We start from the raw sequence: 22734 nt of genomic DNA, 5'->3' as shown, positions 1-22734 counted from the left end.
TTTCCAGGCCACGAGGAAGCCCCGTCACCCAAGGTGGCGGGGCTTCGTCGCGGCATGTGATGCTTGCGTCGAGTCGGCTCCTGACCTGATCAGCGGCGGCCATGCGTGGGCGGGACTACCATGAATGTTTCTCCCTGATACTGCGATCAACGCCGTGCTGGCCACTGGGGGTGGGCATGAAGGTATTCGTGGCCGGCGGCACGGGGGCCGTCGGTGTCCCGCTCGTCCGGCGACTGCTCGCCCATGGGGACGCGGTCACCGGTTTGACCAGGTCCCACACCGGCGCCGAACTCCTGCGCGGACTCGGCGCCGAGGCGGTGCATGCTCACGTACCGACCGCTCCCTGGTGGGCCCGTTGCGAGGTTCTTGGGCCGTGGTCCCTCTGCACCAGCAGGGCATTCTGGGAGGGTTTCGCTCCCGCCGCCCTCAACCCCCGTGGCGACGAGGGCCGCCTTCGCACCGTGTTCTGCGTGGAGGGCGACTGGCAGCGCGCCGAGGCCACCGTCAGCCAGAGCGGCACCACCGGGTGGATCGAGGTGGTGGGGGAGGGCGACCTGGATGCCGCGGCCACGCAGGTGTGCCGGTTCCTGTCCCTCGATGTCGATGCACGCGGATGGCCGGAGGTGGGGCGCAGGGTCGATGCGGAAATCACGCAACGCTACGGGCCGGCTGACCTCGCCACCTTGTGTCAGCGCGGTGTGACCACCACGTCGGCTGCGTCGCAGCGGCCGTAGATCCACAGGATGATCTCCGACGGCAACCCGGTCACCTGCGCAGTGACAGCACCGCGGCCGAGGGTGAACGGGTCTCGGCCCGGGGCAGCCACCGAGACGGTGTCGCGGCCCCGCAGCCACAACTGTCGCCCGGCCCTCCGGGCGCGGAGCCACAGCGCGTCCTCGGTTTCCGCCGTCTGGGCGCGGCGGGGGAGATCGTTGGCGCGTCGGACGTCCTGTGTGTGGATGTAGTACTCCCCGAGGGCGTGGCCGTGTGCAACCCACCTGTCCAGCGGCATGCACGGGAGGGATCCCCCTTGCTGCCGCAACTCGGCGATGAGGTGCTCGTAGTCCCACCGCCGCCTGACCTGCTCGGCTCGTCGCCGGGTCGCGTCGGCGAATGCGGGGATGGCGACGCCGGGCCAGCTCAGGGGGTCGCGCTTGAGGGCCCAGAGGTGCACGGCCAGGTCGTGGGCATCCCACTCCTGACACAACGTCGGGGCGGTCGCAGCGACGGACGCCAGTGCGTCGCAGAGCACGTTGCGGTGGTGGTCGCGGAGACGGGTGCTCATGCGTGCGACCCTACGGTGTGGCGCGCCGATGGAAGACGTCGCGCAGGTTGACCTTCCGCGAGTACTCGATGGATCCGTACTGGAAGATTTTCACGGCGATGCGAAGAACGACCGCAGAAATCCCGAACAGCATCACGATGATGATGATGGCCTGCCAGAGCGGCAACGTTCCGAACGCATTGCGCAGCAGTGCGGTGATGGGAGCGGAGTAGGGGAAGTAGCTGAATATCTGCACGATGACGGCGCCCGGGTCGCTGATGATCAGGCTGATGATGTAGAAGGGGATGAAGATCAGGAGCATCATCGCCCCGAAAACAGGTCCGGCGTCCTTCGCGGTGGGCATCGCCGCACCCAACGCCACGAGGGTGGTGGTGAAGAGCGCAAATCCGCCGATCAGGACCAAAGTGCCCACAATCATGGTCTGCGGATCAAAAACCAGGGCGGAAAGATCCAGGTCCGGAAGGCTGAGTTGATTGCGGAAGAAGACGTGCGCGAGTACGACGGGTACGGCGAACACGAGCATCTGGACGATGCCGATGATGAAGAGGGAGATCACTTTCCCAAGAATCAGGCTGGTGGGTCTGATGGTGGTGAGGATCATTTCGGTGACCCTGTTCTCCTTCTCCTCCAAAGTGGAGTTCAGCATCTGCCCGCCGAGCAGAAGGATGACCACGTAGAAGATGACCACGAACAACATGGCGGGAATGACAGCGTTCATGCCGCCGGCGACCGCGCCGTCCTTGAAGGTTGTCGTGTCGATGGTGATATTGCCCTGAATGATCCCGGTCAACTGCGGGGCATTGACTTTCGCCAGAGCGCTCTGCTGCAGTATCGACTCGGCCACGGAGGCGTACTGCCCGTTCGCGAAGAGGCCCTTGTCCACTCCGTAGACCTTGATCGTGTCCGTGGCAGGGTCTTTCGGGTAGAGGAAGAATGCAGCCACCGTCGCATCCTTGACCGCCGCTATCCCTGCGGCGGGATCGGAGATTTCCTTCCCACCCAAACGCTTCACCATGGCTGGCTCCACGAGTCCCGAAGCATCGGTGTAGTCAAACGAGAACTGGGCATCCTTCTGCGCGCCCTCGGTCTCGTCCGTCGCGGTGTTGGAGAGGAACACCAGGAGGAACACGACAATCAGGAGGACCGGAACCAGCAGAGTCGCGACCCAGAAGCGACGTTTGCTGAGGGTGCGGACCACCTCGAACCTGATCACCGTGCCGAGATTGTGCTGAGCCATGACTACTCCGCCCTCGCCGCTTCGTCGCCGTAGACTTCCAGGAAGATCTCGTCCAGGGACTTGCGCTGCGGGGTGAAGGCCCGTACCACGAGGCCAGCGGCCACCAGTTCCTGCAGCACTCGTGCCGGGTCTGTCACGGGGTCAATCTCCAACGTCGCGTGCCCGCCCTGATCGTGTGCGATCGTGTACGACGCGGACGCCGGCACCGCGCCGTCGTGATCGACGTGGATGATCGTGCCACCGAATGACTCCTGCACTTCCCTCACCGTCCCGTATGCCCGTGACACACCGTCCTTGAGGAGAATCACCCGGTCGCACAGGCGCTCGACCTCCTCCATCTGGTGGGTGACCATCATCACGGTGGCGCCAGCCTTCTTGGTCTCGTCGATGATCTGCATCACCAACCGCCGATTGACGGGGTCAAAGCCCTTCGTCGGCTCGTCCAGAATCAGCAGTTCAGGGTCGTTCATGATCGTGACCCCCAACTGGATCTTCTGCTGCTGACCCCCGGAGAGTTTGTCGAGCCGTGCCTTCTCCTTGTCTGCGAGGTCCACCCGCTGCAGAAACTTGAGCGACCAGGATTTCGCCTGTTGTCGGCCCAGTCCCTTCAGGGTGCCGAAGTAGGTCATCACGTCGATCACGGACTCCTTCTTGTAGAGTCCGCGCTCCTCCGGTAGATACCCGAGTCGATCACCTTTGGCTGGGCGGAACGGGCGCCCATCGATGTGGAGGATTCCCGAGGTTGGCTGGTAGATACCGAGCAATGCCCTGATCGTGGTGGTTTTGCCCGAGCCATTGCTGCCCAGGAACCCAAATGTTTCACCGCGCGCGACATCGAACGACAGCTCTTTGATTACCGTTGTGGGACCAAAATCCATCCGAAAATGATCCACGTGCACAAGCGCTTGTGCGGTCGAAATGCTCACCTGGACAAGAGTACGCCCACATATCCGACGCAGATATTCACGTCGCGTGCTCCGGTCCTCGGGATGCGTTGGCGCCCGTGAAGAGCACAGGTCGTGGAGCGACCCGGGGTGATGCTGGTCCACTTGTCGAAAGAGGTTGCGCAGAGCATCCTGCCGGATCCGGCAGCCGTGGAGTGGCCTGCATCGGCCAGCACCTTGAACGTGGAGAGAATCGCTTGGGTCCCACGGAACTCGTCCCCATTCGACTGGGCCCCTTCGGGAAGGGGTGTCCCGCCGTGTCCGCACGGCGCACTGGAGACCAGTGCACGGTCGTGGGTGCGAGACTAGTGATCATGAGTCGTCGGGTTCGGTTGATCAGCGGGTGGGTGGCCATCGCGCTCGGTGTTGCACTGCTGCTAGGCGTGGGCGTGTACAAGCTGAGCAACTCCCGCCGGATCCAGGTGGTCGGGGAGCTCATCCAACGGGTGGCGACCACTGACAAGGTGGTCGCACTGACCTTCGACGACGGGCCGACGCCGGGTGACACCGAGGCCGTCCTGCAGACACTTGCCGAGCGGAAGGTGATGGCGACGTTCTTCCTCTGCGGCGCCTCCATGCATGACCACCCGGCGCAAACGAAGGAGATCGTCGCTGCCGGTCACCAGGTGGGCAACCACTCGTGGTCGCATCGCCGGATGTGGTTCATGACGCCGACCGAGGTGCGACGGGAACTGGATGACACTGACGAGATGATCAGGGACAGCGGATACCAGGGGCGGATCGACTTCCGACCCCCGTACGGCAAGAAATTGTTGGTCCTCCCGTGGATTCTCCGGGAGCGGGGCACGCGCACGATCACCTGGGACGTGTCGCCCGAGGACTTCTCCGGCGTGGAACAGACCCCGGAACAGCTGCGGGACATCGTCCTGGACACTGTCCGGCCGGGATCGATCATTCTCCTGCACCCCATGAACGGCCGCACCAGGACCCAAGAGGCGACGGCGCTCATCATTGACTCTCTCACGCAGGAGGGCTACCGGTTCGTCACGGTGGCCGAGCTGACGAACTGACGGCGGTGCCTCAGGACATGTCACCCGCCCAGGGTGTGAGCAGTGGGGTCAGGGTGGGTGTGCGGTCGGGGTCCCCCACTCGGGCGAGCACGTCGCTGCAGAGGTCGGCGAACTCGTCGTCGCGGCTTGCCCGGACGTGCGGTGCGATCGCAACGGTCCCGACGGGCCCACGCAGTGCGCGACGCCAGTAGGCAGCAGCGAACCAGCGGGGCATGCGGGAGAACAGCACGCGCAGTGCCTTCGGGGTGACGGTGGTGCCCGAGGACGAAAGTGAGACGAACCCCTCGCGGACGGACTGGACGACGCCCAGCAACCGGGCATGGTTTGCCGCGAGCGTTGGCGCATCACCGCCGCTGTTGAGGATCCCGGCACCCAGGCACGCCACGAAGACCTCGTGCGTGGCGAGCCAGCCCGGCATGTCGGGCTCCATGGCCGTGCGCATGCCGGTGGAGGCGATCGCGGACCGCAGGACTATGGCCCGCTCAGCGGTGGCATCGATGGTGGTGGGTTGTGCGGCGACGTCCACGTACTCCACCGACCCGTCCGCAGAGACGAGCCCGCCGACACCGGGGAAGGCAAACACCGTGCGGTTGCTGCCGAGGACCCGGCGCACCCGATCGGCGTGAGGGCCGAGGTGTTGGAGGAATGCGACTGTCGGGCTGTCGTTGGCCCGCAGGAGGTCGAGGATGGCGTCGAGTTGGGTGGTGCGCACGGCCACGACCGTCAGGTCGAAGGCCCCGCCGGCATCCTCGGCACCGACGATTCTCGGGTGCGTGTGGAGGGTTCTGCCACCGGCACGCACCGTCACACCGTCCGCCTCGAACGCTGACCGCCGTGCGCCACGGGCCAGGAGGCTGACGTCGTGCCCCGCCTCCGCGAACCGCGCGGCGTAGACCGCTCCGATGACACCCGCTCCGACGACGAGGACTCTCATCGCGTCAGCGTAGCGACCGCTGCCATCGGCGCCACTGGCGTGCCCACAGGTCCGCCTGGCATGTCGTCATGGACCCGAGGCCGCAGAGGTTCAGGTGAGCCGACACCTCCGGAAAGTGCATGGCTCCATCACGCATCTCGGCGCTGTCGATTTCGACGGCGTCCGTTCGTGTAGAGGGTGACGGACGTGCACCAGAGACGTCCGCGCGACGAAAGGACAGTCAATGCGCTCGATCAGCACAACGATGAGCATGACGCTCGACGGCGTGGTCCAGGGCCTGGGCCGCGAGGACGAGGACACGCGCGGTGGCTTCACCCACGGCGGCTGGGGCGGCTCGTACCAGGATGAGGTGCTCGGGCGGGAGATGAGCAGGGGAATGGCCGAGGCCGGCGACATGCTGTTCGGCCGGCGCACCTGGCAGGACTTCCTGTCCGTGTGGGGTCACGCGACCGACGGCAACCCGTTCACGGCCCACATGAACTCCGTCACGAAATACGTCGCGTCGACGACCCTTGAGAACACCGACGCCTGGCAGAACTCGGTGCTGTTGCGCGGCGACGCCGTGGAGAACGTCACCGCGCTGAAGTCGCAGCAGGGCCCCAACCTGGCGATCATCGGCAGTGCTTCACTGGCGCGCGCACTGCACGCAGCCGGGTTGATCAACTCGTACACGCTGCTGATACACCCCCTGGTGATGGGCTCCGGCACGCGGTTCTTCGAGGGCCCGTCCCCGTTGACGCAGCTTGAGCTCACCAGTAGCGTCACCACCACCACGGGCGTGATCATCGCCCACTACTCCCGCCGCTGAGGTGGTCCCCATGCCCCACTACCTGATGTCCATCCAGCAACCGGATGGCCCCATGCCTGACGCCGACACGATGGCGCGCATCGGGGCAGACCTTCACAGGGTGAATGAGGATCTCCGGACCAGCGGATCCTGGGTGTTCACCGGAGCCCTCGACGCGCCCACCCGTGCCACGGTTGTCCGCCCGGATGGCATGTCCACGGACGGGCCCTACGTGGAGGGAAAGGAACACATCGGAGGCATATGGATCATCAATGCCCCGGACTTCAACGCCGCCCTCGCCTGGGGGCGCAGGGCCTCCGAGGCCACCACCCTGCCCATCGAGGTGCGCGCGTTCCGATGACCCCGGAGCACATCGCTGAAGTCTTCCGGGCCGAGTACGGCCGCGCCGTTGCCGTCCTGGCGCGGATGATGGGGGACATTGACCTGGCTGAGGACGCCGTGGCGGAGGCCTTCACCACCGCCCTTGCCCGGTGGCCGGAGGAGGGTGCACCGCCCAGCCCCGCTGGCTGGATCATCACCACCGCCCGGAACAGGGCCATCGACCATCTGCGACGGGAGTCCCGCCGCCGACAGAAGTCTGCCGAGGCCGCGATCCTGTGTGCACCCTCTGCGCGCCGAGAGGAGGGAGCAGTGCCCGATGACCTGTTGCGCCTCATCTTCACGTGCTGCCATCCGGCACTGTCCAGGCCAGCCCAAGTGGCGCTCACGCTGCGCTTGGTGGGGGGACTGGCCACGCCCGAGATCGCCCACGCCTTCCTTGTCCCGGAGGCGACCATGGCGCAGCGCATCGTTCGCGCCAAGGCGAAGATCCGCGACGCCCACATCCCGTGCCGCGTCCCGAACGCCGAGGACCTCCCCGCACGCCTTGACGCCGTGCTCACTGTCGTCCTCCTGATTTTCAACGAGGGCTACGTGGCCACGTCCGGGCCGGAGCTGGCACGCGCGGACCTGGCCGCCGAGGCGATCCGGTTAACGCGGCAGATCGTCCTGCTGATGCCCGATGAACCGGAGGCGGTGGGTCTGCTCGCGCTAATGCTGCTCACCGAGTCGAGGCGTGGTGCGCGCACAGACCGCACGGGTGCGCTGGTGCGGCTCAGGGACCAGGACCACGCCCAGTGGGACGGGCGAATGATTGCGGAGGGGCGTGCTCTCGTGCGTGAATGCCTCCGCCGCAACCGGCCGGGCCGCTACCAGTTGCTCGCGGCGATCAACGCCGTCCACACCGACGCCATCACGGACTGGCGTCAGGTGCTCGGGCTCTACGATCTCCTGGTGCAACTCGACCCCGGGCCTGTGGCGGCGCTCAACCGGGCGGTCGCCGTCGGGGAGGTCGACGGCCCGGAAACGGCTCTGCTGCTGGTCGAAGGCCTCGACCTGAATGGGTACCACCTCTTCCACGCCATCCGCGGGGACCTGCTCGCCCGTCTAGGGCGCGCGTCCGAGGCCCGCTCCGCGTTCGAGGCCGCCGCCGCACTCACTGACAACGAGCGTGAACGCACATACCTGCTTGCCCGTCGCGGCGAGCTGCGCTGACTGGGAAAGGGCAATCCTCTGCGTTCATCACATGAGGCGTCACCGCGCGTCGCGTTGGACGCAGGCGGCGATCTGCACGCGGTTCACGACACCGAGCTTCCCCAGGATCCGGCTGACGTGGGTCTTGACCGTTGTCACGCTGACGAAGAGTTCGGTGGCGATCTGGGCGTTGGAGAGGCCACGGCTGATGGCGCGGGCGACGCTGAGTTCCCGCTCCGTGAGGGCATCGGCCAGGCGCGTGGCATCCGGTCCGCCCGCGCCTGGCGCCTGTCGGGTGACGGCGTCCACCAGGTGCCCTATGGCTGACTGGGACAACATGGTGTCGCCGTCGGCGATCCTGTGCACCGCCTCCACCAACTCCTGTGGCGGGGTGTCCTTCAGGAAGTATCCGGTCGCGCCCAGCCGGAGTGCTCGGGGGACGAGGTCGTCGACGTCGTAGGAGGTCAGGACGACGACCTTGGTGGAGGGGTGGGCGCGAAGCATCTGCTCGGTTGCCGCGAGGCCGTCCATCTGTGGCATCCGGATGTCCATGAGAACGACATCGGGGTGGGTGTCATCCACCACAGCCAGCGCGGCGACGCCATCGCCCGCCTCACCCACGATCTCGATGGTCGCATCCCCTTCGAGGATCATCCGCAGGCCGGCCCGCACCAGGGCTTCGTCGTCCACGAGGACCACACGGATGGTGGACCTCACCTGCACCATGGGAACCATGCCTCCAGGGTGAAGCAGTCATCCGTCCTTCTGGTCCTCAGTGCGCCACCAGCGATGCGCACCCGCTCGTGCAGACCCGTCAGACCGAATCCGGAGGGGGCCGCGGGTCCAGATGAAGGGTCCGGGGGAAGCCGGTTGGTGACGCGGATGAACAAGCGTTGTCCCGGGGCACCGCCCAGATCGACTTCTGTGGGTTCCCCGGGTGCGTGTTTCCTCGTGTTCGTCAATGCCTCCTGGACCACTCGCTGCAGGTGCGCCCTGGTGGGAGGCGTCAGCGTGTCGATGGCTGATGCCACGGAGTCGCCGATGGTGAGCGTCGTGGGGTTCCCCGCTCCGTGGCTGTCCTGCACGAGGAGGTGGAGGGCCTCGAGCACCGACGGGGGTGGCCTCGTGGTGCTGTTGTCATCCGCAGTGTCGACGTCGCGGAGCACTCCCAGGACATCCCGGAGATCGCTGGCAGCCAGGCGGGCGTTCTCCCGCACCACACCAGCCGTTGCCCTGGCATCCTCCGGCGACAGGTTGGTGCGGTATTCCAGTGCGCCGGCGTGCAGGGAGACCAGTGAGAGACGGTGGGCCAAGGTGTCGTGCATCTCCCGTGCGATGCGGGTGCGTTCAGTCATGCGTGCACGCTCGATGTCGCCCGTACGCGTGCGCTCGGCGTGTTCCGCACGCTCCTGCAACACCTGGAGGAGCTGGCGACGTCCACCGATGTAGAGACCGGTGACGACCAAAGCGGCGCACACGAGGATGGCGAGGAGCGCTGCTGCCCACCACGGTGGGGCGTCGGGGAACGGGAGGACCAGCAGGTTTGCGAAGCCCGCGGCGAGGAAGACGACGGAGATGGCGATGATCTCCCCGCGTTGTCGCCGCGTCGACAGAGAAATGATGGCGAGGGCGGCCGCCGGAGCCGCCAGTGATGAGAGGGCGGAGAGGCCCACGATGATGCCGACGGTGAGCAGTGGCCGTCGGTGCCGCAGCGGGTAGAGCGCGAACGACGCCAGACCGAGAAGCACGTCGAGAACCATGAAGCCGCCGAGGTCATCCAGCGATCCACCCGCGGCGACGAGGGAGGCCTCGGTGTCCAACCAGACGAAGACGAACACCACGAGGCCGAGTACCACCATCAGCATCATTCGCCACAGCGTTCCCCACAGGCGCGATGCGCGCACATGGTGCCGGGCTGCCGGCGTTGGGGGAGACATGTCGTCGATCGTAGTGCGGTGATCGGCGGCGCGGATCCTCCCTGGGGACGACCCGGGGTCATCCTTCTGGTCCGTGATCAGGGCGCCCAGCGGCGATGTGGATACGGGGTGCGGCGCGCCAGAGTCATGACATGACGATCACAAGAAGCATGACGAAACCTCCGACCACGATGGCGGGAGCTGATCCGGAGGGTCTTGGCGGAGTGGAGTTCCACCGAGTGACCCGGGTTCTCAGCAACCACCGATGGTGGAGGCCCATCCTGGTGGCCGCCGTCGCCGCGACGATCTACGCCGCGGCGTTTCTTCTCGCGATGGTGCTTCTCGCGATCGCGGGCATCGTGTTCCCGGGGGTGGAGCGCGTGATGGACACGTTCCTGCGGGAGGCGGACGTCATGGATCTCAGCGACCCCTTCATGTTCGCCTTCGCCATGGGGATGCTCATCTTGTTGCTGCCCGCACTGCTACTGGCCACCAGAATGGTGGGTGCCGGGCCAGTGGGGCTGTTGTCCTCGGTGGTCGGACGGATTCGCCTGCGATGGTTGGCGCTGTGTGGCCTCGCCGCGATCACGATCTACGCGGTGGCCTACGTCACCCAGTTCCTGGTGGCCGTGGCCCAGGGCCAATCCCTTGCCCCCACGTTGGACATGCCGCGAGCGGCGGTCGCCGTCGTGCTCACACTGGCTCTCGTGCCGCTACAAGCCGCCGCAGAGGAGTACGTCTTCCGCGGCTACCTCATGCAGACGATCGGAGGCTGGCTGCGCCATCCCGCGTTTGCCATCCTGCTTCCCGTCCCCCTGTTCGTCCTCGGGCATGACTACGGGCTGCTCGGGATGACCGACGTCGCCGCGTTTGCCATTGCCGCCGGCTGGCTCACCTGGCGCACCGGCGGACTGGAAGCCGCTGTGGCACTGCACGTCGTCGGCAACGTGAGCGGATTCGCACTGGCTGCTGTGGGTCTCATGGACATCAACGCCACGGAGTTCGGCGCGGGATCCCTGGTGATCTCCCTGCTCCTGACACTGTCCTTCACGGTCGTGGTCGTGCGACTGTCCACGGGCTGTTGCATCCAGCGAACTGCGCCGTTGACCACCGATCCGGCCGGGATCACACCGGCGACAGCGGCTAGGACTTCACGACGAAAGGAACTGCTGGCACGGCGGCTCGAAGGACGCGTTCGAACTGGTCGGGACGCTCAGGGGTGATGAACGGCATGATCGAGGCACCGATGTCCACGGTGAAGGCGGTGTCCTTGCGGGTACGACGGACGTCGAGGTTCGCCCAGTACTGGAGCGTCGTCGATCCCCAGATCCGCCAACGACCACCCCAGGTGGTGAGCGGGAGCCTCGTCACGATGCGGATGCTGGACAACGGTACGCGTTTGGCGCCGAACCAGGGGAAGTAGTAGCCCCGGATCGTCAACGTGTCCGCGTTCACGGACAGCGTGCTGTCCTCGTACTGGTCCTCTGTCATGTCAATCACCCTTTCGACGGCGCAGACGCTTCCAGCGTATCTCCGCACCTGCCATCGGAATTGCGTCGCACACTAGATTGCATTGCAACCTAGTGTGCGTTACCGTTTCCTCATGGAGACAACAGATTCCTGGCCACCGCAGTGGCTTCGCGGACCTCTGCCGCTCTGCGTCCTGCGGGCCGTGGAACGCGAGGCTGCCCATGGCTATGCGATCGCGACCCGGCTCGAGGAAATGGGGCTCGGGACAGTGGGGGGCGGAACCCTCTACCCCATCCTCAACCGACTCCAGCGCGACGGGTTCCTCACCGCTGAATGGATGGCGGGGGAGGGCGGCCCCGGCCGCAAGGTCTACGCGCTCACCGAGGGTGGAGCCGTGGAATTGGCAGAGCAATCAGAGAATTGGCGACGATTCGCCACCATGACGGGTCAGGCGCTCGCGCCTGACGCAGCGAAAGGAAGCACCCTATGAGCAAAGCTGATGATCTTGACGTCCTCGCGCCCAGTGTCGAGGCGAACTGGCGCGACGCCTTCGTGGTGGAACTGCGACTGCAGGGGGCGGGTGGCCCCACCATCGCCGATGCACTGCTGGAGGTTGAGGCGCACTGCAGCGAAAGCGGCCAGAGCGCCATGGACGCGTTCGGGCCGGCCGTTGACTATGCCAAGGCGCTGCAACTACCGGATGAGTCTCGCTGGACCGGCCGCCAGTTGGCGAGGACCTGGGTGCAACTGCTGTTGGTCGTCGGGGGCGCGTGGTTCATCCTCGAGGGTGGGATGGCGATGGTGCTGGGAGAGGAGGCGCAGATCAATCTCGCGTCGCTCGTCAGCGCACTCGCGTCTGTGGTCGCCATGGTCCTGGTCTTCGTCTTCGGTGACCGCCTCCTGAGGTTTGTGATGGATCACATGGTGCTCGCCGCCGTGGGATTCGCAGTGGTCATCGCCGCACTGGTGGCAGTCGGGTTGCCTTTCGACGGCGTCGTAGTCGGCTCGGCGCCTGCCGCGTGGGTGCTGGGTGCCGGTATCACGTCGCTCGTGGCTTTCGCTGCCTACAGCATCATGCTCCGGCGCTCCGGGAAGTCCCTGGACGACCCACTCGTGCCGCCCAACGTGTCGTCGGCGCCAGGACGCAGCAGTTGAGCCCATCGCTACCCTGCGACCTGTCTCGGCGACCCCAGCCCTACCCGTCGCTACGCTGGGAACATGGCCGTGCACACGACGTGATCGGAGAGTGCCCTTGTCCCACCAGCGATGGAGCCGCTTCCCGCGCGCCGTTGCCGGGTGGATTCATGCAGGGCGTGATCATGGCTGGGTGCGGCGCCTCGTCATGCTCGCCATCAGCTGTTTCCTCGTGGCCGCCGTGGCAGCGCTGGTCGGGTCGCAGGCACTGCTGGCGGGATGGGGTGCCCTGACACCCACGACGATCGGGGCGGCGCTGCTGCTCGGGCTGTCCGCCACAGCGGCGCAAGCGCTGCGATGGCGGACCCTTGGCCGTCACCGTGGCATCGCACTGACCTTCCGGCGGGCCCTGGCCGACTGCTACGCCTCCAGTTTCGGGAACATGGTGCTCCCCGGGGGGCTGGCCGGCGACGCGGCGCGCGTCGCGGTGTACCGCAACCGCGGGATCCGGCCCTGGAGATCCCCCCTGGTCGCACTGGGTGCCGAACGACTCTCGGCAACCACCGTGCTCTTCACTGCAGCCGCCCTGACGCTCCCGCCGCAATCGGTGCCGCTGGCGGGTGCGGCGGCCATGGTCGCGCTGGCCTGTCTGGTCACGTCGCTCTGGTGCATGCGTGGGCTGGGGCCCGGCAGATCGGCTCTGGTCTGGGCGTCCTCGGTGGTGGGCGTCGGATCGTTGATAGCGCTGTACCTGGTGGCGACGGCGGCCCTCGGCGGACCCATCGTGCCGGCGCTGGCAGTCGTGGGCCTGGCCTCGATGAGCATTCCCCTGGGCGTCGGGGGGTGGGGCGTGCGTGAGCTGAGCGTCGCAGCGTTGGCATCGACGCTCGCAGTGACGTCCGACCACGCCGTCGCCACGTCGACTGCCTACGGTCTCCTGGCCACGATCTCGTGCCTGCCGGGCATGGCCGTAGCCCTGGTCGCGTGGTGGGGGCGTCGCGCCACCTCCGTCGACGGCACGCCCACGAAGGAGCTGGGGGCTGCGGCGGGCAGTGGGGTGTGACCCTCTAGGCTGTCGCCATGCACGAGATGAGCCGGCCCGACGCCGACAAGCCATGGCGGCTGCCGCTGCGCAAGGTCAACACCGAGAAGGCGCCCTGGGTGTACCGCGCACTCGTTCGCGCCGTGCGCCTCGTGGCGCCACTGCTCACCAGGCGTCACTGGTCGCGGCAGGACCTGATCCCCCCTGACGGCGGCGTCCTCGTGGTGGCCAACCACATCAGCAACTACGACGTTCTGGTGCTGGGGGAGTTCCTCATCTGGTCTGGCCGGTGGCCACGCTTCCTCGGGAAGTCGGAGATTTTCAGCGCACCCGTCCTGGGATGGGTGGCGCACCAGTGCGGCCAGATCCCCGTCCTGCGCAATACCAAGGACGCCAAGCAGTCGCTGGTGTTCGCGAAGAAGGCACTCCAGGACGGGCAGATGGTGGCCATGTACCCCGAGGGCACCATCACGAAGGACCCGGACGGTTGGCCCATGTCCGGCCGGCGCGGCGCGGCCATGCTGGCGCTCAGCACCGGTGTGCCGGTGGTCCCCGTCGGTCAGATCGGTGCCGAGGAGGTGCTGGGCGGACCCACGATCCAGTGGGGCAAGCTCTTCAGCCTGCGTCGACGGCCCGTTCACGTGCTGGCGGGGGAGCCGGTGGACCTCGACAGGTTCCGCCGCGAGGGTCAGGACCCGTCACCGGAGACGCTGGAACTCGCCACGGTGGCCATCATGGACGCCGTCGCGGCGCTCGTCGAGCAGTTGAGGGACGAGCAGGCGCCCCGCGGCCGGTGGGACATGCGCGTCGGCGCCCGGGTGCCCCAGAAGCGTTGATTGTGGGGGCCTGACAGTAGGCTGACGTCGATCATCAGTACGGCAGGCCAAGGGGACGAATCAGTGGAAGAAACGACGGCCGAGCAGGCCCGGATCAGGGTCGCACTCATCTTCGGTGGCCAGTCTCCCGAGCATGGCGTGTCCTGTCTCACCGCCGCCAGCGTGCTGAAGGCAGTCGACCAGGAACGCTTCGACGTCGTCGCCGTGGGTATCACGCGTGAGGGCAGGTGGACCCAGGTTCCACTGGATGTCGTCGCGGACTACAGCGTCATCAACGGCCGGGTGCCGGAAGTCGCCGGCGGGGAGTATGACGCCGTGTGGATGGTGGGCGCCTCCGGCTGTGAGGTGGCCTCCCGCAACGGCGCTGAGTTGTTGGACATCCGCGGCGTGGATGTCGCCTTCGCGCTCCTCCACGGCCCGTACGGCGAGGACGGCACCATTCAGGGCCTCTTCGAGATGATGGGCATCCGCTACGTGGGCTCCGGGGTGGCCGCCAGCGCCATCGGTATGGACAAGCACCACATGAAGGTGGCCTTCGAAGCGGCCGGACTGCCCGTCTGGCCCTACGTCGTCGCCACAGCCCAGCAGTGGCTCGACCATCCCGACCGGGTGCTGGCGGAGGTTTCCGCACTGCAGTACCCCGTGTTCGTGAAGCCGTCCCGCGGTGGCTCCTCGCTGGGCATCACCCGGGTCACCGATCCCGCCCAGCTGCCCGCCGCCATCGCCGCCGCACAGGCCCATGACCCGAAAGTCATCATTGAGCAGGGCTTCGTGGGGGCCCGGGAGCTGGAGTGCGCCGTTCTGGCGAATCCTCAGGTGGACGGCGGCTGCGACGCCTCGGTCGTCGGGGAGGTCAGGGTGCTCGCCAAGGACGGGTTCTACGACTTCGAGGCGAAGTACATCGCCGATGACCAGGCGGCCCTCGACATTCCCGCCGACATCAGCCACGAGCTCTCCCGTGAGATCCAGATCGTCGCGAAGCGGGCCTTCAACGCGGTCGGGGCAGAGGGTCTGGCACGCGTCGACGTCTTCGCCGCTGCCGACGGTGGGGTGTGGATCAACGAGATCAACACCATGCCGGGGTTCACGGAGATCTCCATGTACCCGAAGCTGGTGCAGCACAGCGGCATGACGTACCCCGACCTCGTCGGCCGCCTCATCGAACTGGCGCTGCTGCGGCCGGTGGGGCTGCGCTGATGGCCGGCGGGGAGTTCGACATGATTCGCCGGATCACCGCGGACCTGGAGCAGTCCCCGACCACGATTCTCGGGCCCGGCGACGACGCCGCCGTCCTGCGGCTCGACGGGGACGCGGCCGTCACCACCGACATGCTCGTGGAGGGTGTCCACTTCCGCCGCAACTGGACCACGCCCTTCCAGTTGGGACGCAAGGCCATAGCCGTCAACGTCTCCGACGTTGAGGCCATGGGCGCAGTCCCGGTGAGCGTCGTGGTGGCACTGGCACTGCCCATCGGGCTCGAGGAGACGTGGGTCGACCAGTTCTCCGCAGGGGTACGCGAGGAGTGCGCCAGATCCGGCGTGTCGCTCGTGGGCGGTGATCTGTCCCGCTCCGAGAGCATCACCGTCTGCGTGACCGCCATCGGTGAATTCCGGGGGAGTACGCCGGTGACCCGTGGAGGAGCGGCCCCTGGTGAGCAGGTGGCGGTGTGCGGCCGGTTGGGCTGGTCGTCCGCAGGTTTGACGGTGCTGCAGCGCGGATTCGGGTCGCCGAAGGAGTTGGTGGTGGAGCACCAGTGCCCCACGGTCCCCTACGGACAGGGGCGCGTGGCTGCTGCCGCCGGTGCGACCGCCATGATGGACGTCTCGGACGGGCTGCTGGCTGACCTGGGGCATCTGGCCGAGGCGTCCCGCGTCGCCGTGGACCTGGAGACTGACGCCTTTGCCGTCACCGACGCCATCGCCCGGGTCTGCGCCGCCACCGGAAAATCGCCGTGGGGCTTCATCCTGGCAGGCGGGGAGGACCACGCACTCGTGGCCACCTTCCCGGCCGATGTGGCGCTGCCGGAGGGGTGGCTGCGCGTGGGCTCCGTGCTGGAGGGTGAAGGACTCACCGTCAACGCTCTGCCCTGGCAGGGTGCCGCCGGCTGGGACCATTTCGCCCGCTGAGCTGTCGTTTCGGCGGTGTGGGGTCCGGGGGTTCACCGCCCGCGTGGGTTAAGGTGCCAAGCATGGCGTCCCGCGGAACTTCCCCAACGCGGAACTCCAGTACCTCGACGCGCTCGTCGGGGGCTGTCAGTTCCACGACCACCAAGAAACCCCCGAGCAAGCAGGGGGCATCGAGTCGTGCCGCCTCCTCGGCGAGGAAACCCGCTCCGGCCAAGAAGCCTGCGGCGGCCAAGAAATCCACGCCGGCGAAGAAGCCCACGCCGGCCAGGAAGCCGGCCACCGCCAGCAAGCCTGCGGCCAAAAAGTCGCCGCCCCGCACGCCGGCCCCACCGCCCCGGCAGGGTCCCGGAGCGCTCGTGATCTTCGGTCGCGGACTGGCCACGATCTGGAACGGGATCGCCCGCGGTATCGGACATGTGGCCCGCGGCTTCGGCGGAGGTCAGGCCGACGTCGATCCGGAACAGCGACGCGACGGCGTCGCCCTGTTCATGCTGCTGCTCGGCGTGATCGTGTCCCTGCGCCTGTGGTTTGCGCTGCCCGGCGCCATCGGATCGGCCATCGGCATCGCCACCACCACGGTGTTCGGGTCCCTGTCGGTGGCCGTCCCGGCGGTCCTGCTGTTCGGCGCCTGGCGCGTGATGCGTCACCCGGGGGAGGTCGACGTCGCCCCCCGCACCTCGATGGGCTGGATCCTGATCCTCTTCGGCGTGTTGGGCCTCATCAACGTGGGCAACGGCCTGCCGCAGGCCGACGACATGACTGCTCTCCGCGCAGCCGGCGGCATCCTGGGGATGTTGTCCTCCACCCTGCTGACACAACTGGTGCCCAACTGGGCTGCCATCGCGCTGCTGGTGCTCGTGGCACTCGGTGGCGTGCTGCTCGTCGTCGGGCGACCCCTGCGGGAGATCGGCGAGGGGATCCGGCGCGCGCTGGGCACTCTCGTGGAGAAGCCTGCGCCGCGACAGGACAAACTGACACTGGGCGTGGACGTGCCCTACGACACACCCCTGGTGGAGGATTCCGGGGACCAACGCGACGTCTGGGAGCACGAGACCGAGGTGGTGCATGCGCCCGAGCCGTCCACCCCGGCCCGCAAGGCACCCGCCGGGCGCCGGCTGGAGGCGGAGGAACCCGCAGCCCTGGCCCCGCCCGCCCACTCGAGCGCGCCGCATCGCGGTGAGCAGATGCAGCTCACCGGCGACATCGTCTACGAACTGCCCTCCGACGCCATGCTGGCGGCCGGCACCAAGCCCAAGAGCCGCACGGAGGCCTCCGACAAGGTGGTGCGCCAGCTCGCCGACACGCTCAACGAGTTCGAGATCGACGCCCGCGTCACCGGCTACTCGCGTGGCCCGACGGTGACGCGCTACGAGGTGGAGCTCGGCTCCGCCATCAAGGTCAGCAAGGTCACGGGCCTCGCCGACAACATCGCCTACGCCGTGGGCAGCAACGAGATCCGCATTCTGACGCCCATCCCCGGCAAGTCGGCCATCGGCATCGAGATCCCCAACACCGACAAGGAGGTGGTGAGCCTCGGGGACGTGCTGCGTTCCAACCGGGCACTCAATGACCACCACCCGCTGACGGTCGGGCTCGGCAAGGACGTCGAAGGCGGCTTCGTCGTGGCCAACATGGCCAAGATGCCGCACCTGCTCGTGGCTGGCGCCACCGGCTCCGGCAAGTCCAGCTTCATCAACTCGCTCATCACCTCGATCATCGTGCGCGCCACGCCCGATGAGGTGCGGATGCTGCTGGTGGACCCCAAACGCGTCGAGCTGAACATCTACGAGGGCATCCCGCACCTCGTCACACCCATCATCACGAGCCCCAAGAAGGCCGCGGAGGCCCTGGCGTGGGTGGTGCGCGAGATGGACATGCGCTACGACGACCTGGCCGCGTTCGGCTTCCGCCACGTCGACGACTTCAACAAGGCCGTGCGCGCCGGGCAGGTGAAGCTGCCCGAGGGTTCCGAGCGGGTGCTGAGCCCGTATCCCTATCTCCTGGTGGTGGTGGACGAGCTCGCCGACCTCATGATGGTGGCGCCGCGCGACGTCGAGGAGTCGGTGGTGCGGATCACGCAGCTGGCGCGTGCCGCCGGCATCCACCTGGTGCTCGCCACCCAACGCCCCTCCACCGACGTGGTCACGGGACTCATCAAGGCCAACGTGCCGTCGCGCCTGTCGTTCGCCACCTCGTCCATGACCGACTCCCGCGTCATCCTGGACCAGCCCGGCGCCGAGAAGCTGGTGGGCAAGGGTGACGCACTGTTCCTGCCCATCGGCACCGGCAAGGCGGTCCGCGTGCAGGGTGCCTGGGTCAACGAGTCGGAGATCCGCGACATCGTGGCGCACGTGTCGCAGCAGATGCAGCCCTCGTACCGTGAGGATGTCACCGTGGTGGTCGCGGAGAAGAAGGTGATCGACGACATCGGCGACGACCTGGAGCTGGTTCTGGACGCAGCCCGCCTCGTGGTCGAGCTGCAGCTGGGCTCCACCTCCATGCTGCAGCGCAAGCTGCGGGTGGGCTTCGCGAAGGCCGGCCGTCTCATGGACATCATGGAGAGCCGCGGCATCGTTGGACCCTCTGAGGGGTCGAAAGCGCGCGAAGTGCTCGTCAAACCGGACGACCTCGATGAGGTGTTGTCGAACCTTGCCGCCGGATAACGGATACTGGTGAACACGATGACTGCCACACAACACGCGATCAAGGTCCACATCTCCACTCTGGGGTGCGCCCGCAACGACGTCGACTCCGAGGAGTTGGCCGCCCGCCTCGAGCAGGGCGGCTTCGAACTGGTCGACGAGGCGGCGGAAGCGGAGACGGTGGTGGTCAACACCTGCGGCTTCGTGGAGCAGGCCAAGAAGGACTCCATTGACACCCTGCTGGCCGCTGCCGACCTGAAGGCGTCCGGACGCACGCGCGCTGTCGTCGCGGTCGGTTGCATGGCCGAGCGGTACGGGGTGCAGTTGGCCGAGGAACTGCCGGAGGCCGACGCGGTGCTCGGGTTCGACGACTACGCCGACATCGCCGACAAGCTGCGAGGCATCCTGGCGGGGCAGAAGCCCGAATCCCACATTCCCCGCGACCGGCGCAAGCTGCTGCCGTTGTCCCCGTCGGCCCGCCCTGCGGCCGCCGCCAGCGTCGCCGTCCCCGGACACGCCATGCCTGAGGGCGTGGCGCCCGCCAGTGGTCCGCGCGCGTGGCGTCGTCGCATGGCCTCTGGTCCCAGCTCGCCGCTGAAGATCGCGTCCGGCTGCGATCGCCGCTGCTCCTTCTGCGCCATCCCCATGTTTCGGGGCAGCTACCTGTCCCGACCCATGGACGACGTTGTGGCCGAGGCCCGCTGGCTCGTGGAGGAGGGTGTCAAGGAGGTGTTCCTCGTCTCCGAGAACACTTCCAGCTACGGCAAGGACCTTGCAGGCCAGGCCAGCCTGGAAGCGCTGCTGCCCAAGTTGGCTGCCATTGACGGCCTGGAATGGCTGCGCGTGTCCTACCTTCAGCCCGCCGAGATCCGGCCCTCCATGCTGGAGGCCATGCTCCACACACCCAAGGTGGTGCCCTACTTCGACCTGTCCTTCCAGCACGCAGCCCCCGCCGTGCTGCGCCGGATGCGCCGCTTCGGCGACCCCGACTCGTTCCTGTCAATCATTGAGAAGATTCGTGGCGTGGCACCGGACGCCGGGATCCGCAGCAACGTCATCGCCGGCTTCCCCGGTGAGACGGACGCGGACGTCGCCATCCTGCGGCAGTTCATCATCGACGCCAACCTGGACGTGCTCGGCGTGTTCGCCTACTCCGACGAGGACGGCACCGAGGGCGAGAACCTTCCCCACCACGTCGCCCCCGACGAGATCGAGGAACGGCGCGCCATGCTCGCCGACGTCTCCGTCGAGGTGTGTGAGTCCAGGGCCGCCGAGCGCATTGGCGACGCAGCCGTGGTGCTCGTGGAGGACAACGTCGACGGCGCGGCCGTGGCACGAGGACCACACCAGGGCCCCGAGACCGACGGCCTCGTGACCATCCCGGGCGCAACGCTCTCGATAGGGGAACTGGTGCCGGTCACCTACGTTGACGCCATCGGCATTGACCTCGTGGGGGAAATCCGATGACTGCGGAAGCCAGGCCGAGCAATCTGAACGTGCCCAACGCACTGACGGTCCTGCGCATCATCCTGGTGCCGGTGTTCCTGGTGGTGCTGTTCACGCATCCCGAGAACCCCGGGTGGCGCGTCGCCGCCACTGCTGTGTTCGTGGTGGCGATCCTCACGGACCTCGCCGACGGTCATATCGCCCGCAAGTACAACCTCGTCACCGACTTCGGAAAGCTCTGGGACCCGGTCGCGGACAAGGCGCTCACCGGTGCCGCGTTCGTGAGCCTCGGCATTCTGGGGGAGCTCAACTGGGTCATCATCGTGCTGATCCTGGTGCGGGAGTGGGGCATCACGTGGCTGCGGGCCGCCATCGCCAAGTACGGCATCATGGCCGCCAACCGCGGGGGCAAGCTCAAGACCGTCACCCAGTCCGTGGCGCTGGCGATCTACCTCCTGGGGCTGGAGAACCTGCCGGTGTGGCTGCAGGTGATTGCCCAGGTGATCATGTGGGCCGCTCTGGTGTTGACGCTGCTGACGGGGGCGGACTACATCCGATCGGCGCTGAAGATCCGCCGCGACGCCATCGCCGCCGGCACACGCCGCAAGTGATGGCCCACCGGGGTTAGAGTCTCCTCACACGTCGTTGAGAAGGAGTTGAGGGCCATGGCCTTGGAACTGGCAGAAGAACTGGTCAAGGTGATGACCAGGCGCTCGGTGACACTCGCCACCTGCGAGTCACTCACGGGTGGGGGACTCGGTGCCGCCATCACAGCCGTACCGGGCGCCTCAGCGGTGTTCAGGGGTGCACTCGTCACGTACGCGCGTGACCTGAAGACCTCCCTGGCGGGCGTCGACGAGGAACTCGTGGACACCGAAGGCGTTGTCAACGAACTGACTGCCATCCAGATGGCTCTGGGCGCCCAGAACCGGTGTGACGCCGACTGGGCCGTCTCAACCACGGGCGTTGCAGGGCCCACCGAGACCGACGGGCAGAAGGTGGGCACGGTGTGGTTCTGCGTGGTGGGTCCCGGCGTGGGCATGTCCTCGCGGCCCCAGTACACGGAGCTGAAACACTTCGAGGGCGACAGGGAGAGCATCCGCGAGCAGGCCATCGAACACGCGCTGGTGATGTGCCTGCGCGTGCAGTGACACCCCTGCGACCGCTTCGGGGAATACTTGGGGCCACGCCAACGTTGCATCAGGTGGAGTGGGCACCGGGCCCGCGGACTGGCGGTACGAAGTGACGACGATCCTGATTCGCAAGGCCATGGGGCAGACCCTTCGCACCCTGCGCCTGGAAGCCGGCATGACACTGCGCGAGGTGTCGGTGGCCAGCATGGTCAGCCTCGGCTACCTCAGCGAAATCGAGCGTGGCTGCAAGGAAGCCTCGAGTGAGGTGCTGTATTCCATCACCCGCGCACTCGGCGTGAGCCTCTCGCATGTTCTCGAGATGGTGAGTCAGCGCGTCGCAGAGATGGAGACTGAAGCCGCTCCACAGCCGCGGAGGATCGCCCTGGCCGCCTGAGTGGCTCTCAGGGCCCCTCGGGGACCGTCGGCAGGACGTGCACCTCGACCCCCGCTTCCCGAATCCGGGCAATCTCGTCCGCCGGGGCGCCGGCATCGGTGATGAGGACGTCGATCTCGCTGAGGTCGCCCATCTTGGACAGCGTGACGTGCCCGATCTTGCTCGAGTCGGCCACGCAGATCACGCGCTGCGCGCGTTCGATCATCGTGTGGTTCGTGCGTGCCTCGATGTCGTCATGAGTGGTGAGGCCGCCCACCGAGCTGATGCCATCGGCCCCCACGATGGCGGTCCCGACGTTGACGAGTCGCAGCGTCGCCTCCGCCAGAGACCCCACCAGTTCCAGGGAGTTTGACCGGAGAACACCTCCCGCGATCAGCACGCGCGCCTGCCCCTGCGCCGCCGCCTCCATCCCAATGGTCAACGAATTCGTGATGATCGTGAGGTCGTCTCTGTGCGCCAACGCGCGCAGCACCGATGCTGCAGTGGTGCCGCCCGTGAGACCGATGGCGTGCTTCCCCTCGGGAATCATGCGGGCAGCGGCGATGGCGATGCGGGTCTTCGCGTCAGGGTTGCGGCTGCCCCGCAGCCTTTCGGGGAGCTCATGCCTCCCCTTGGCCGGGCGAGCGCCCCCGTGGGTGCGATCAAGGAGACCCTGGGAGGCCAGCACGGCCACGTCCCTGCGGATCGTTGCCTCCGACGCATTGAGTTCTGTGGCGAGGAAGGACAGCGGGAGTTGGCCGCGGTCATTCAGCAGTGCCAACAGAGCAACCATGCGATCTGATCGCTTGTGTGACGGTGTTGCCGCGGCGTTCAAACGGATGACCCCCTCGAGGCGAGCGTCTGC

General features: G+C 67.1%; 25 protein-coding genes. 17 read left to right on the top strand and 8 right to left on the bottom strand.

Going from position 1 to position 22734, the window contains the following annotated elements; translation table 11 throughout:
- The first annotated feature begins 176 nt into the window (after window positions 1-176).
- A complete protein-coding gene (locus EAX62_RS12670; protein WP_121902067.1) occupies window positions 177-734 on the top strand; it encodes a hypothetical protein in 558 nt (185 codons plus the stop codon).
- On the opposite strand, the gene EAX62_RS12665 is transcribed toward EAX62_RS12670, so the two are convergent.
- The 3 genes from EAX62_RS12665 to EAX62_RS12655 are packed head-to-tail and all read right to left on the bottom strand — an operon-like array spanning window position 689 to window position 3400.
- Window positions 689-1285 carry a maleylpyruvate isomerase family mycothiol-dependent enzyme gene (locus EAX62_RS12665; protein ID WP_121902066.1) on the bottom strand — a complete coding sequence of 199 codons (597 nt, stop codon included), beginning with the start codon at window positions 1283-1285 and terminating at the stop codon, window positions 689-691. The genes EAX62_RS12670 and EAX62_RS12665 overlap by 46 nt on opposite strands.
- A gap of 10 nt (window positions 1286-1295) precedes the next feature.
- Window positions 1296-2522, bottom strand: a complete 1227-nt coding sequence (locus EAX62_RS12660; protein WP_121902065.1) for an ABC transporter permease — start codon at window positions 2520-2522, stop codon at window positions 1296-1298.
- Between the two features lie 2 nt (window positions 2523-2524).
- The gene (locus EAX62_RS12655) at window positions 2525-3400 is read right to left on the bottom strand and encodes an ABC transporter ATP-binding protein (RefSeq protein ID WP_121902064.1); all 876 of its coding nucleotides are present in this window, start codon (window positions 3398-3400) and stop codon (window positions 2525-2527) included.
- A 380-nt stretch (window positions 3401-3780) separates the two neighbouring features.
- On the opposite strand from EAX62_RS12655, the gene EAX62_RS12650 reads away from it, so the two are divergent.
- Entirely contained in the window at window positions 3781-4497 is a 717-nt protein-coding gene (locus EAX62_RS12650) for a polysaccharide deacetylase family protein (RefSeq protein ID WP_199711279.1), read from the top strand.
- Window positions 4498-4507: 10 nt separating this feature from the next.
- Here the strand turns inward: EAX62_RS12650 and EAX62_RS12645 are convergent, their stop codons facing one another.
- Window positions 4508-5431: a ketopantoate reductase family protein gene (locus EAX62_RS12645; protein ID WP_121902063.1), complete on the bottom strand. Its 924-nt coding sequence runs from the start codon at window positions 5429-5431 to the stop codon at window positions 4508-4510.
- A gap of 223 nt (window positions 5432-5654) precedes the next feature.
- On the opposite strand from EAX62_RS12645, the gene EAX62_RS12640 reads away from it, so the two are divergent.
- Genes EAX62_RS12640 through EAX62_RS12630 form a run of 3 tightly spaced genes read left to right on the top strand, consistent with a single transcriptional unit; the run spans window position 5655 to window position 7772 of the window.
- A complete protein-coding gene (locus tag EAX62_RS12640; protein ID WP_121902062.1) occupies window positions 5655-6239 on the top strand; it encodes a dihydrofolate reductase family protein in 585 nt (194 codons plus the stop codon).
- A gap of 10 nt (window positions 6240-6249) precedes the next feature.
- Window positions 6250-6579 (top strand): YciI family protein, encoded by a 330-nt coding sequence (locus EAX62_RS12635; protein WP_121902061.1) that lies wholly within the window; start codon window positions 6250-6252, stop codon window positions 6577-6579.
- Window positions 6576-7772 carry an RNA polymerase sigma factor gene (locus EAX62_RS12630; RefSeq protein WP_121902060.1) on the top strand — a complete coding sequence of 399 codons (1197 nt, stop codon included), beginning with the start codon at window positions 6576-6578 and terminating at the stop codon, window positions 7770-7772. The genes EAX62_RS12635 and EAX62_RS12630 overlap by 4 nt, the downstream gene beginning before the upstream one ends.
- Before the next feature lie 39 nt (window positions 7773-7811).
- Here the strand turns inward: EAX62_RS12630 and EAX62_RS12625 are convergent, their stop codons facing one another.
- On the bottom strand, window positions 7812-8486 hold the full coding sequence (locus tag EAX62_RS12625) for a response regulator transcription factor (protein ID WP_233557939.1): 675 nt from the start codon (window positions 8484-8486) through the stop codon (window positions 7812-7814).
- Complete coding sequence (locus tag EAX62_RS12620; RefSeq protein WP_121902059.1) at window positions 8465-9688, bottom strand: sensor histidine kinase; 1224 nt, start codon at window positions 9686-9688, stop codon at window positions 8465-8467. Before EAX62_RS12620 ends, EAX62_RS12625 begins: the two co-directional genes overlap by 22 nt.
- 131 nt (window positions 9689-9819) lie before the next feature.
- Between EAX62_RS12620 and EAX62_RS12615 the strand changes: the two genes are divergently transcribed.
- Window positions 9820-10890 (top strand): CPBP family intramembrane glutamic endopeptidase, encoded by a 1071-nt coding sequence (locus tag EAX62_RS12615; protein ID WP_158600672.1) that lies wholly within the window; start codon window positions 9820-9822, stop codon window positions 10888-10890.
- Here the strand turns inward: EAX62_RS12615 and EAX62_RS12610 are convergent.
- Window positions 10811-11158 (bottom strand): hypothetical protein, encoded by a 348-nt coding sequence (locus EAX62_RS12610; RefSeq protein ID WP_121902057.1) that lies wholly within the window; start codon window positions 11156-11158, stop codon window positions 10811-10813. The genes EAX62_RS12615 and EAX62_RS12610 overlap by 80 nt on opposite strands.
- Before the next feature lie 112 nt (window positions 11159-11270).
- Here EAX62_RS12610 and EAX62_RS12605 point away from each other — a divergent pair, with 112 nt between their 5' ends.
- From EAX62_RS12605 to EAX62_RS12555, 11 genes are all read left to right on the top strand, one after another.
- Window positions 11271-11627 carry a PadR family transcriptional regulator gene (locus tag EAX62_RS12605; protein WP_121902171.1) on the top strand — a complete coding sequence of 119 codons (357 nt, stop codon included), beginning with the start codon at window positions 11271-11273 and terminating at the stop codon, window positions 11625-11627.
- Window positions 11624-12292, top strand: a complete 669-nt coding sequence (locus EAX62_RS12600; RefSeq protein ID WP_121902056.1) for a hypothetical protein — start codon at window positions 11624-11626, stop codon at window positions 12290-12292. The genes EAX62_RS12605 and EAX62_RS12600 overlap by 4 nt, the downstream gene beginning before the upstream one ends.
- Before the next feature lie 172 nt (window positions 12293-12464).
- Window positions 12465-13334, top strand: a complete 870-nt coding sequence (locus EAX62_RS12595; protein WP_121902055.1) for a lysylphosphatidylglycerol synthase domain-containing protein — start codon at window positions 12465-12467, stop codon at window positions 13332-13334.
- Between the two features lie 17 nt (window positions 13335-13351).
- Window positions 13352-14149, top strand: a complete 798-nt coding sequence (locus tag EAX62_RS12590; RefSeq protein WP_121902054.1) for a lysophospholipid acyltransferase family protein — start codon at window positions 13352-13354, stop codon at window positions 14147-14149.
- A gap of 63 nt (window positions 14150-14212) precedes the next feature.
- Window positions 14213-15346, top strand: coding sequence for a D-alanine--D-alanine ligase family protein (locus EAX62_RS12585; RefSeq protein ID WP_121902053.1), 1134 nt, complete (start codon window positions 14213-14215; stop codon window positions 15344-15346).
- 20 nt (window positions 15347-15366) lie between these two features.
- Window positions 15367-16275 (top strand): thiamine-phosphate kinase, encoded by a 909-nt coding sequence (locus EAX62_RS12580; RefSeq protein WP_233557938.1) that lies wholly within the window; start codon window positions 15367-15369, stop codon window positions 16273-16275.
- A 62-nt stretch (window positions 16276-16337) separates the two neighbouring features.
- Complete coding sequence (locus EAX62_RS12575; protein WP_121902051.1) at window positions 16338-18938, top strand: FtsK/SpoIIIE family DNA translocase; 2601 nt, start codon at window positions 16338-16340, stop codon at window positions 18936-18938.
- A 39-nt stretch (window positions 18939-18977) separates the two neighbouring features.
- Window positions 18978-20384, top strand: a complete 1407-nt coding sequence (rimO, locus tag EAX62_RS12570) for a 30S ribosomal protein S12 methylthiotransferase RimO (RefSeq protein ID WP_121902170.1) — start codon at window positions 18978-18980, stop codon at window positions 20382-20384.
- Entirely contained in the window at window positions 20381-20974 is a 594-nt protein-coding gene (gene pgsA, locus EAX62_RS12565) for a CDP-diacylglycerol--glycerol-3-phosphate 3-phosphatidyltransferase (RefSeq protein WP_121902050.1), read from the top strand. The genes rimO and pgsA overlap by 4 nt, the downstream gene beginning before the upstream one ends.
- Window positions 20975-21028: 54 nt before the next feature.
- Window positions 21029-21514 carry a CinA family protein gene (locus EAX62_RS12560; protein WP_121902049.1) on the top strand — a complete coding sequence of 162 codons (486 nt, stop codon included), beginning with the start codon at window positions 21029-21031 and terminating at the stop codon, window positions 21512-21514.
- A 91-nt stretch (window positions 21515-21605) separates the two neighbouring features.
- Window positions 21606-21890, top strand: coding sequence for a helix-turn-helix domain-containing protein (locus EAX62_RS12555; RefSeq protein ID WP_233557937.1), 285 nt, complete (start codon window positions 21606-21608; stop codon window positions 21888-21890).
- A 7-nt stretch (window positions 21891-21897) separates the two neighbouring features.
- On the opposite strand, the gene EAX62_RS12550 is transcribed toward EAX62_RS12555, so the two are convergent.
- Window positions 21898-22662: a DeoR/GlpR family DNA-binding transcription regulator gene (locus tag EAX62_RS12550; protein ID WP_121902168.1), complete on the bottom strand. Its 765-nt coding sequence runs from the start codon at window positions 22660-22662 to the stop codon at window positions 21898-21900.
- Between the last annotated feature and the right edge of the window lie 72 nt (window positions 22663-22734).

This window comes from Tessaracoccus antarcticus, assembly GCF_003688855.1.
In the GTDB taxonomy this organism is placed as follows: Bacteria; Actinomycetota; Actinomycetes; order Propionibacteriales; family Propionibacteriaceae; genus Arachnia; species Arachnia antarctica.
This window is presented reverse-complemented; position numbering and strand designations above follow the sequence as displayed.

What these genes read in the sequence shown, in the direction of transcription:
- EAX62_RS12620 (WP_121902059.1), bottom strand. Translation starts at nt 9,688, where the DNA reads ATGTCTCCCCCAACGCCGGCAGCCCGGCACCATGTGCGCGCATCGCGC.
- EAX62_RS12655 (WP_121902064.1), bottom strand. Translation starts at nt 3,400, where the DNA reads ATGGATTTTGGTCCCACAACGGTAATCAAAGAGCTGTCGTTCGATGTC.
- EAX62_RS12580 (WP_233557938.1), top strand. Translation starts at nt 15,367, where the DNA reads ATGATTCGCCGGATCACCGCGGACCTGGAGCAGTCCCCGACCACGATT.
- EAX62_RS12650 (WP_199711279.1), top strand. Translation starts at nt 3,781, where the DNA reads ATGAGTCGTCGGGTTCGGTTGATCAGCGGGTGGGTGGCCATCGCGCTC.
- EAX62_RS12575 (WP_121902051.1), top strand. Translation starts at nt 16,338, where the DNA reads ATGGCGTCCCGCGGAACTTCCCCAACGCGGAACTCCAGTACCTCGACG.
- EAX62_RS12635 (WP_121902061.1), top strand. Translation starts at nt 6,250, where the DNA reads ATGCCCCACTACCTGATGTCCATCCAGCAACCGGATGGCCCCATGCCT.
- EAX62_RS12660 (WP_121902065.1), bottom strand. Translation starts at nt 2,522, where the DNA reads ATGGCTCAGCACAATCTCGGCACGGTGATCAGGTTCGAGGTGGTCCGC.
- EAX62_RS12630 (WP_121902060.1), top strand. Translation starts at nt 6,576, where the DNA reads ATGACCCCGGAGCACATCGCTGAAGTCTTCCGGGCCGAGTACGGCCGC.
- EAX62_RS12645 (WP_121902063.1), bottom strand. Translation starts at nt 5,431, where the DNA reads ATGAGAGTCCTCGTCGTCGGAGCGGGTGTCATCGGAGCGGTCTACGCC.
- EAX62_RS12625 (WP_233557939.1), bottom strand. Translation starts at nt 8,486, where the DNA reads ATGGTTCCCATGGTGCAGGTGAGGTCCACCATCCGTGTGGTCCTCGTG.
- EAX62_RS12605 (WP_121902171.1), top strand. Translation starts at nt 11,271, where the DNA reads ATGGAGACAACAGATTCCTGGCCACCGCAGTGGCTTCGCGGACCTCTG.
- EAX62_RS12610 (WP_121902057.1), bottom strand. Translation starts at nt 11,158, where the DNA reads ATGACAGAGGACCAGTACGAGGACAGCACGCTGTCCGTGAACGCGGAC.
- EAX62_RS12600 (WP_121902056.1), top strand. Translation starts at nt 11,624, where the DNA reads ATGAGCAAAGCTGATGATCTTGACGTCCTCGCGCCCAGTGTCGAGGCG.
- EAX62_RS12670 (WP_121902067.1), top strand. Translation starts at nt 177, where the DNA reads ATGAAGGTATTCGTGGCCGGCGGCACGGGGGCCGTCGGTGTCCCGCTC.
- EAX62_RS12615 (WP_158600672.1), top strand. Translation starts at nt 9,820, where the DNA reads ATGACGATCACAAGAAGCATGACGAAACCTCCGACCACGATGGCGGGA.
- pgsA (WP_121902050.1), top strand. Translation starts at nt 20,381, where the DNA reads ATGACTGCGGAAGCCAGGCCGAGCAATCTGAACGTGCCCAACGCACTG.
- EAX62_RS12560 (WP_121902049.1), top strand. Translation starts at nt 21,029, where the DNA reads ATGGCCTTGGAACTGGCAGAAGAACTGGTCAAGGTGATGACCAGGCGC.
- EAX62_RS12640 (WP_121902062.1), top strand. Translation starts at nt 5,655, where the DNA reads ATGCGCTCGATCAGCACAACGATGAGCATGACGCTCGACGGCGTGGTC.
- EAX62_RS12550 (WP_121902168.1), bottom strand. Translation starts at nt 22,662, where the DNA reads ATGGTTGCTCTGTTGGCACTGCTGAATGACCGCGGCCAACTCCCGCTG.
- EAX62_RS12665 (WP_121902066.1), bottom strand. Translation starts at nt 1,285, where the DNA reads ATGAGCACCCGTCTCCGCGACCACCACCGCAACGTGCTCTGCGACGCA.
- EAX62_RS12590 (WP_121902054.1), top strand. Translation starts at nt 13,352, where the DNA reads ATGCACGAGATGAGCCGGCCCGACGCCGACAAGCCATGGCGGCTGCCG.